Genomic DNA, 7530 nt, shown 5'->3' on the forward strand with positions numbered 1-7530 from the left:
GTTTTGTTCGACAACCCTATCTTAAAGAAAAATAAAACAAAAAAACTTGAGGGTTATCATGTTTGTGCTTTTATTTTTCCAATGAATGAAGGTCGTTCTGTCTTAAAAAAGCCAAAAACGGACAGATGGAAGCAAAAGCACTGAGTTCTGTCCCGTTGTTAATGAAGAGCGACAGAACACCAACGTGTAGAAAAAAGTGTGTCCGATTATTCGCTGTAAAGCAATAAATCATCTAAATCCTGAATCTTGATCCTTTTCCCAGACAGCTGTTGAATCAATCCCTCGTCCTCCAATTCTCCAAATTTGCGACTGATGGTCTCAGGTGTCGTTCCTAAGTAGGAAGCAATGTCCTTTTTTTCCATCGGCAGGGTGATGGTGGGAGAGTTGCCCATTTCAGGTTCCACATTTTCTGCCAAAAACAAAACTAAACGGGTAATGACACTCTCCAAGGCTACTTGTGTCGTTTGACGTTCTGAACTTTCTAACCGTTTAGACATTTCCGCCAATAGTTTTAAAGAAATAGCTGGATATTGTTCCAGAAAATCTTGGACATCTTTTTGCTGAATCATACAGACAACGGTATCTCGGGTTGCTTCGGCATATTCCTCGTGTACTGTATCCGGGTTGAACAAGGTCCATTCTCCGGTGAAATCACCAGGGTTCAAGATCCGCACTAGCTGCTCTTTGCCAGAGTCTGCCAATCGATAAATACGGATTTTCCCACGATTGATAATATATAAAGTATCCTCTTTTTCTTGTGAACGAAACAGAAACTCTCCTTTTTGATACTGTTTCGTGTGGGCTTTTTCAGCAATGTAATTCATCGCGCTATCCTCTAAGTGATTGAATATTGGAACCAAGCGGATACAGGCTGCGTGGTCGCCAATTTCATGATGGGTATGTTTAGTCAATTCATTCTCCCCCTTTATTTATTTTGTTTATATTCGCTGCTTTTATTATATAAGTCTCTTACTACAAAAAAATTGATGCACATCAAGAAAATGGAAAAAGGACTGGAAAGAATTCCAATCCCTAAATCAGCTTCTACTTTTACCTTAATCTTCATCCTCATCAAGAGCGTCATCATCTTCTAATGCTTCTTTACCAATGAACGCTTGCAGCATCCAAATGTTCTTGTCTAAGTCATTTTTAAAAGCAATCAATGTATCTTCTAAAGCATCGTCACCCTCGTCTTGAGCTAAACGAATCGCGCGAATAGTTAGGTCACGAGTGCTTCTGAAGTCCTCGATAATATTTTCAACCATGTCTTCTGCTTTAGCGTATTTATTAACTGCATCTTCCGAAAGCATCGAATATTTTTCAAATTCAACCGTTGTCGAAGCAGGTTTATGCCCAGAAGTAATTAGACGCTCCGCAAGTTTGTCGAACCATTTTTCATTTTCGTTATACAACTCTTCAAATTTTTCATGCAACGTAAAGAAATTGGCTCCTTTTACATACCAGTGATATTGGTGCAGTTTCACATGTAATGTATGCATGTTGCCTAAAAGATGATCCGCAATGGCCGCTGCATTAATTTTCGTATGATGAACATGTTCCTTGTGTTCTTGTTCTTCTTGCAATCTTTCTTGGGGTGTTCTTTCTTGAGTAGCTTTATTTTCAGTCATGATTTATTCCTCCTATAATTTTGGTTTGTTTAAAATAGCTTTCTTTGATTCCTCCTTTTTCTTTACTGAATTTAGTATAGGATAGATTTCCGTTAAAAAAATTGACGCTCATCAAGAAAAGTATTTCTTAATAGACGCCAGGCTTCTCTATTAAATTCAACTGAAATAATCAAAGGAATGAAGTCGTTCCCTCCAAACAAAAATTTCATTAAAGTAGGGCCTAAAAAAAGAATAGCAACTATACTTTGTCAAGAGACCTGACTGCTATTTTTTTGCTTGTTATTCTTCAATTACCAAATGTCTTGCCTTGCAGTATATTTAATGCTCTTTCTCACTAGTGTTGCATGCAACACTAGTGAGAAAGAGCATTAATAAGATTAACCTAGAAGAATAACTTTACTTTATTTATGTCATACCATAAATAAAAATTGAAAAGAATTTTTTATTTATTTTTAGTAGATCGATTAATAGGAGTTTTAGCTTGGGAGCGTCAATAATTTTGTGTAAATGGTTCTTTCCTACTGTAGATTGTTTCTAATTCTCCATCGGTTGACTCAGCATTTGTTCGAGCTCGCCTTCGGCCTGTTGGAAACCTTTATGACTGCGACCTAGGAATTTTTGGTTGTGAGTATCAAAAGACGAGACTAAGAAACGTTCCATCGACTCTTCATTTTGGAACTGTTCCTTGCGGTGGCTGTATTTCTTGATTTGCTTATTAAAGGATTCAATCAATCCAGTTGCTGCACTATATAAAAAATTTCATCATAGTTTCGCCCTAGTCGTTCCAAAGATTCGATGACAAAAATATCCTTCTTCCTTAAAAAATGAAGTTCTTTTTGCAATTATTCTCGTGAGGTCTTCTTTTAACTACATAAAATTGTAACCACTGGTTTTAAGAGTAGTGTATCATCCCAAATCATATAATTAATTGACTGCGATTGTTATAAAACTCACGGTAAGCCATATAACTAGCAATAAACGAAGAAATCGCAGTAACTGAAATCAACATAAACATCACAACAATTTGGTAACGAATCGCTTGAACAGGATCAATTCCCGCAAAAACCAACCCTGACATCATACCTGGTAGGCTGACAAGTCCAACCGTTTTTGTTTGGTCAATTGAAGGAGCCATGCCCGTTTTGACGCTTTCTCTTACAATACTCATGGACGCTTGTTTTTTATTGGCTCCCAATGCCAATTTTTCCAATACCTGTTGGCGTTGGTCCGTAAATTTTGAATTCAAAGACCGATAGGTCACTCCAATCGCAGTCATGGCGTTGCTGGCAATCATGCCTGTAATTGGAACGATTTGGGAAGGGGACCAGTCAATGACTCCTGAAAAAACAAGAATGAGTAAGGACAAGGCTGTTCCTACTCCAATAGCCGTCGTTGAAATTTTAAAAGAGCGGTTGATCCCCTCACTGCGTGTATGGGCGTTATAAGAAGCGTTGAACACAATGAACAAAACCATCGCTAAAGTGAGAAAGTTGTTATCCACTCGTAATACGTAGCTCAATACATATCCAATAAGGAATAATTGAACGACAGCGCGAATTCCCGCAATAAAAATGTCGTTTCCTAATCCCAATTTCTCTTTGTAATCAATCAACAAGGCAACTATCAAGAGGACAGAGGATAAAAGCAAAGAAAGATTACTGATTTCCAAATTGTTTGTCATTTCGATTCCTCCATTTTTCCACCTTTGATAGTAATCAGACGAGAAGCTTGGTCGATTTCTTCCTGGTTGTGAGTGACGGCCAACACCGTAGTTTGTTGGTCTTTCATCATGTCTCGGACTAAATCAAGGACAATCGCTCTGTTTTCTTGGTCCAATGAACTGGTAACTTCATCCAGGAGCAACACTTTCGGTTGATACATCAAATTTCGGACCAATGCAACCCGTTGTTTTTCCCCTCCTGATAGTTCCTTGACCTCTTTCGATAAGTAAGTTTCAGGTATTTGAACTCGTTCTAACAATTTTTTTGCACGTTCCCGATCAAATCCTTCTTCTCTTATGCGGGCAGGAAAAGACAAGTTCTCTTGAACTGTCTCATCGAATAGAGAAGCGTTTTGAAAGAAATAAGAGACTTCTTTTCTATACTCCACAGGATCGATTTTTTGCAGATCCGTACCTCGATAATAAATTTTTCCGGAAGTTGGGGAAAGCAGCGTACCAATTAATTTCAAAAGGGTACTTTTTCCACTTCCAGAAGGACCAGAAAAAACAATCACTTCCCCTTTGTTTACTGTAAAAGAGATATCTTGAAGGATTTGGTTTCCGTTTGCCTGAAAACCAACCTTCTCTAATTGAAACAATGAATCACTCATACCACATCTCTCCTTTATAAAAAAGCCCTGCACCAGTGGACCATCCATACGGGTGCAGGGCTTTTGTTTCATCCTAGTGTACCTCAGTGTTCGTTTGGATCGTTTTTGGCGTCTTCATGAGTAGGGTGAACCGTTCCTTCAAGGTGATCTGGACCAGCATAAATGGTATACAGTCTGAGCGGCTTATCACCGGTGTTTTCGATGTTGTGCCACATGTCCGCCGGAACAAATACGGCGTCATCATCCATCACTTTTTGTTGAACATGTAAGTTATCTTTAGAAGGCCCCATTTTACACACGCCTTCTCCTTCTTCAATACGGATAAATTGGTCAATGCCTTCGTGCACTTCCAAACCGATGTCATCGCCCGGTTGAATGGACATTACGGTGACTTGCAGTTTACTGCCTGTCCAAATGGTCGTCCGGTAATTATCATTTCCTGTGGTGGCGTCTTCAATATTAATGATATACGGCTTCTTCCCATGATCCTTGTAGTCTATTTCCATCTTCCATTCCTCCTAGTCTTTGTACTGAAACAATGATACCTACTTCTTATTTATAATAATTCTAATTAATGGTACCACATCTAAAATTCTATGCAAAAAAATTGGCTTTTTGGAGAGCGATTCTAAACAAAGACCATATAATGCGCAATTACAATTGGTACCCCTTAATCCTCAGCACATAAAGGAAAAAATATGGAATCAAAAAATAACCGATATGTACTCTGGTTATGACTTGAATCAGGGAGAATTTCAGAGACGACACATCATACTTTTTTAGTTTGCACTTGTAAACTAACTAGCGTACATTAAGTTTATGCTCACTATCAAGCGTTGTCAATCCTTTAGACTCTTATCAATTTCGAAAGAAAGTAGCAAGGTTATTGATTGTGACTGTAAAAGTGGGGTGTTCCTATAAGCACATTAAACTATCTTCTCTAATTTATCATGCTATTTAAATTCTGTTTTTTCATGAGAATTTTTGTCCAAAACTTGTTAAAATGATTTTAAAAAATACTTACATACACAATCCCCAAAAAACACTAATGTCATTTCAGTCAAAAAAGATACCGCAGAAAATTTCCACCTGAGATTCGATACGATATTACTCTCTTGACAGCCAGCTTAATTCCTTAGTTGAATAGATTATTAAAGTGCACAAAAAACAATGCGGCGTTTGTTATATTTTCTGGTATAAGCGACGGTGCTATAAACTTTTTTGCAGATTAAAAATCATATGAATTTAACTCCAGTAATAAGAGATTAAGTGCCAATGCATAAATGGAGGCATGTCCAGCACTATGCGAATGCTAAAACATCAATAGTACAGGAAATCATGAAAAGAGTGAATAGTAATAATGCTTAAGGAGAGTGTCATGTTTTCTTGGTTTGTTATAGGAGGTTATATCAATGAAAAATACAGTAGATAATTTGTCGAAAAGTAAAGTTATTTTAATGTGCGGCCCTGCGGGAGCAGGTAAATCAACACTAGCAAAAAAATTTGAAAGTACCGGGATGACAATACTATCTTATGATGAAGAATCATTCAAACGAGGTTTGAATGAACATCCTTTACCTCAGGAGGTTTTAGAAGATATTAAAACCTATCTTGATGAAAAACTAATTTCACTTATCATGCAAAACATTGATATTGTTCTCGATTATTCATTTTGGTCTAGAGAAATGAGAAATGAATATATTTCATTATTAAAGAAATACGACATAGAACCCAAAATCTATTATATAAAGACACCTAAGGAAGTTGTTATGGAACGTATTCGAAAAAGAAACGGAAATCATCAAAATGATATCATATTGACGGAGCAAACAGCTTCCACTTATTATGATCATTTTCAACCCCCAACTGATGAAGAAGGTGAAGTTATAGTAGTCGAGGGATATTAATATTGTGGTTTTAGGCATGGAAATTGTACTAGATGATAAGTTTTGTCAAATTTTTTGAAAGATATACTTCCAACAAGGGGATACCAGCTTCAGGTGATATCATTATTGTCATCTCAGAGCAGGGGGTAGTATTGATTCAGCCGGAAGAATAAGTGGCGATGCAATGAAGACGATGAATGCATTATTGAAATTACAGGAAAAAAACTTACTGAAATACGTTATGTTTATTCTTTTGACAACTCTACTCAATCATGATTATGCAATTAGACACGTTATTTTTTATCATGAATGGATATGTTCCCGTCTACCGATGGTGCTAAAAACGCAGTGAATATGTTTCCGAGAACGAACATACTCAAATGACATTCATTCTGTCCTCTCAAGCCACATCGAGTTGGTGGGATTGATAACAAGGGTGGAAAAGTAGAGGCTGGAAATGGCTTGATATAGCGGTATTTTGAGGATTTTGGAGAGTTGAGATTATTTCTTCTTCCATTTCTAAATCCAATGTTACTTGTTCTGATTCTGGTTCTGTTGGCTCATTTGGGATTAAATCCACTACTAGCGTTGAGTTAGTTAACTTTGCAATTTGTTCTAGTGTTTTTATGGTTGGATCTGATTTTCCTGATTCTATTCGTGAATAATTTGATCTACTCATTTCTAATTCTTGGGAGAATTTTTCTTTTGATTTGGTACCTCTCATCTTTTTTAAGTTTTCTCTAAATGCTAGTTCCAAGTTTCTCCCCCCTGTTTATGTAAATATTTTGCACGTTTTCCATTTAATTATATCGTTACACCTTGTAAATCACAAGTGATTAATCACAAATCACTTGTGATTAGTGATTTTAGCTTTTATCTTAATTTATCAACTGTTTAGAATATTAAGTATGCTATACTAATTAACGGCAACTTGCCCCGTAAGGGGGTGCTATTCATGGAACAAATTATCTCGTTAGTTATCGCACCACTTTTAGTGGGTCTAATAATCACATTAGTTGATCATTGGTTAGATGATTAGACGATAGCAAGCAAGTTGCTGTCTAACTCACACGCTTGTATTCGCAACAAGTGCAAAGAAAAGCCCGACCTACTCGCAATAGGTTGGGCTTTTGTGCTATTCATTAGAACTTATCTCGTTTCGCACATTCATTATAGCATGATTTCAAAATGAAGCCAAGTTGCTGATTCTATCTGTTGTTATTGGTGTTGCCTAGAACGATTCTAAGCACATGTTTAATTTTAAAGTGGGCAATTTTATCTTTAAAATGTCCTACAATGATTCAATAAAAGCATGGCTGCTAGTGAAACTTGCGACCATGCTTTTAAATTTACTTAAATTCTCTTTTTAAAAATGATTCCTGATCATAATACCATTAATGAACCTAGGACAGACAATGCAATATTTGCTGTTTCACCTGTTTTTGGTAAAACTTTCATTTTTCCGTCTAAACCTTTAACTGTAACTGTTCCGTCTTTTTGAACGTCTGCTCCAATTTCTTTAGCTTCAACTTTTTTTGTTGTTCCTATATTCAAAAATCATTTGACGATTAATTATTTTTTAGGTAGCGTATGTTTCAATAAACCAATTGAGTCTATCGTTAATAAGCTAAATAATCAGCGGTTCTGTTGCAAAGTTTTAAATCTACTATCAAATAAGGTAGAAT

General features: G+C 36.5%; 9 protein-coding genes and 1 pseudogene. 2 read left to right on the forward strand and 8 right to left on the reverse strand.

The genetic code is table 11. The annotated features are described in order from the left end of the window. Positions 1-206 precede the first annotated feature (206 nt). The 6 genes and pseudogenes from Q1X33_RS03555 to Q1X33_RS03580 all read right to left on the reverse strand — a co-directional run bounded on the left by Q1X33_RS03555 (position 207) and on the right by Q1X33_RS03580 (position 4465). Complete coding sequence (locus Q1X33_RS03555; RefSeq protein WP_005225219.1) at positions 207-911, reverse strand: Crp/Fnr family transcriptional regulator; 705 nt, start codon at positions 909-911, stop codon at positions 207-209. A 144-nt stretch (positions 912-1055) separates the two neighbouring features. Continuing rightward, a complete protein-coding gene (locus Q1X33_RS03560) occupies positions 1056-1628 on the reverse strand; it encodes a Dps family protein (RefSeq protein WP_002292150.1) in 573 nt (190 codons plus the stop codon). Between the two features lie 534 nt (positions 1629-2162). Next, positions 2163-2381: pseudogene (locus tag Q1X33_RS03565) on the reverse strand (IS256 family transposase); the annotation flags it as partial. 163 nt (positions 2382-2544) lie between these two features. Further along, positions 2545-3309, reverse strand: a complete 765-nt coding sequence (gene fetB, locus Q1X33_RS03570) for an iron export ABC transporter permease subunit FetB (protein WP_002337614.1) — start codon at positions 3307-3309, stop codon at positions 2545-2547. After that, entirely contained in the window at positions 3306-3959 is a 654-nt protein-coding gene (locus Q1X33_RS03575; protein ID WP_002307505.1) for an ATP-binding cassette domain-containing protein, read from the reverse strand. The genes fetB and Q1X33_RS03575 overlap by 4 nt, the downstream gene beginning before the upstream one ends. 83 nt (positions 3960-4042) lie before the next feature. Then, positions 4043-4465, reverse strand: a complete 423-nt coding sequence (locus Q1X33_RS03580) for a cupin domain-containing protein (protein WP_002307506.1) — start codon at positions 4463-4465, stop codon at positions 4043-4045. A 906-nt stretch (positions 4466-5371) separates the two neighbouring features. On the opposite strand from Q1X33_RS03580, the gene Q1X33_RS03585 reads away from it, so the two are divergent. Beyond that, the gene (locus Q1X33_RS03585) at positions 5372-5866 is read left to right on the forward strand and encodes an ATP-binding protein (RefSeq protein WP_002337568.1); all 495 of its coding nucleotides are present in this window, start codon (positions 5372-5374) and stop codon (positions 5864-5866) included. A gap of 379 nt (positions 5867-6245) precedes the next feature. Here Q1X33_RS03585 and Q1X33_RS03590 read toward each other — a convergent pair whose 3' ends face one another. After that, positions 6246-6602: a helix-turn-helix transcriptional regulator gene (locus Q1X33_RS03590; RefSeq protein ID WP_002337567.1), complete on the reverse strand. Its 357-nt coding sequence runs from the start codon at positions 6600-6602 to the stop codon at positions 6246-6248. 198 nt (positions 6603-6800) lie between these two features. On the opposite strand from Q1X33_RS03590, the gene Q1X33_RS03595 reads away from it, so the two are divergent. Next, on the forward strand, positions 6801-6884 hold the full coding sequence (locus Q1X33_RS03595) for a type I toxin-antitoxin system Fst family toxin (protein WP_071869432.1): 84 nt from the start codon (positions 6801-6803) through the stop codon (positions 6882-6884). A 344-nt stretch (positions 6885-7228) separates the two neighbouring features. On the opposite strand, the gene Q1X33_RS03600 is transcribed toward Q1X33_RS03595, so the two are convergent. Next, positions 7229-7399: an LPXTG cell wall anchor domain-containing protein gene (locus Q1X33_RS03600; protein ID WP_104872539.1), complete on the reverse strand. Its 171-nt coding sequence runs from the start codon at positions 7397-7399 to the stop codon at positions 7229-7231. Between the last annotated feature and the right edge of the window lie 131 nt (positions 7400-7530).

It is taken from the genome of Enterococcus sp. B2E4, from assembly GCF_030499455.1.
Lineage (GTDB): Bacteria > Bacillota > Bacilli > Lactobacillales > Enterococcaceae > Enterococcus_D > Enterococcus_D casseliflavus.

Excerpts from the sequence above, each read along its gene's own strand:
- Q1X33_RS03560 (WP_002292150.1), bottom strand. The coding sequence starts at position 1,628 with ATGACTGAAAATAAAGCTACTCAAGAAAGAACACCCCAAGAAAGATTG.
- fetB (WP_002337614.1), bottom strand. The coding sequence starts at position 3,309 with ATGACAAACAATTTGGAAATCAGTAATCTTTCTTTGCTTTTATCCTCT.
- Q1X33_RS03575 (WP_002307505.1), bottom strand. The coding sequence starts at position 3,959 with ATGAGTGATTCATTGTTTCAATTAGAGAAGGTTGGTTTTCAGGCAAAC.
- Q1X33_RS03580 (WP_002307506.1), bottom strand. The coding sequence starts at position 4,465 with ATGGAAATAGACTACAAGGATCATGGGAAGAAGCCGTATATCATTAAT.
- Q1X33_RS03585 (WP_002337568.1), top strand. The coding sequence starts at position 5,372 with ATGAAAAATACAGTAGATAATTTGTCGAAAAGTAAAGTTATTTTAATG.
- Q1X33_RS03595 (WP_071869432.1), top strand. The coding sequence starts at position 6,801 with ATGGAACAAATTATCTCGTTAGTTATCGCACCACTTTTAGTGGGTCTA.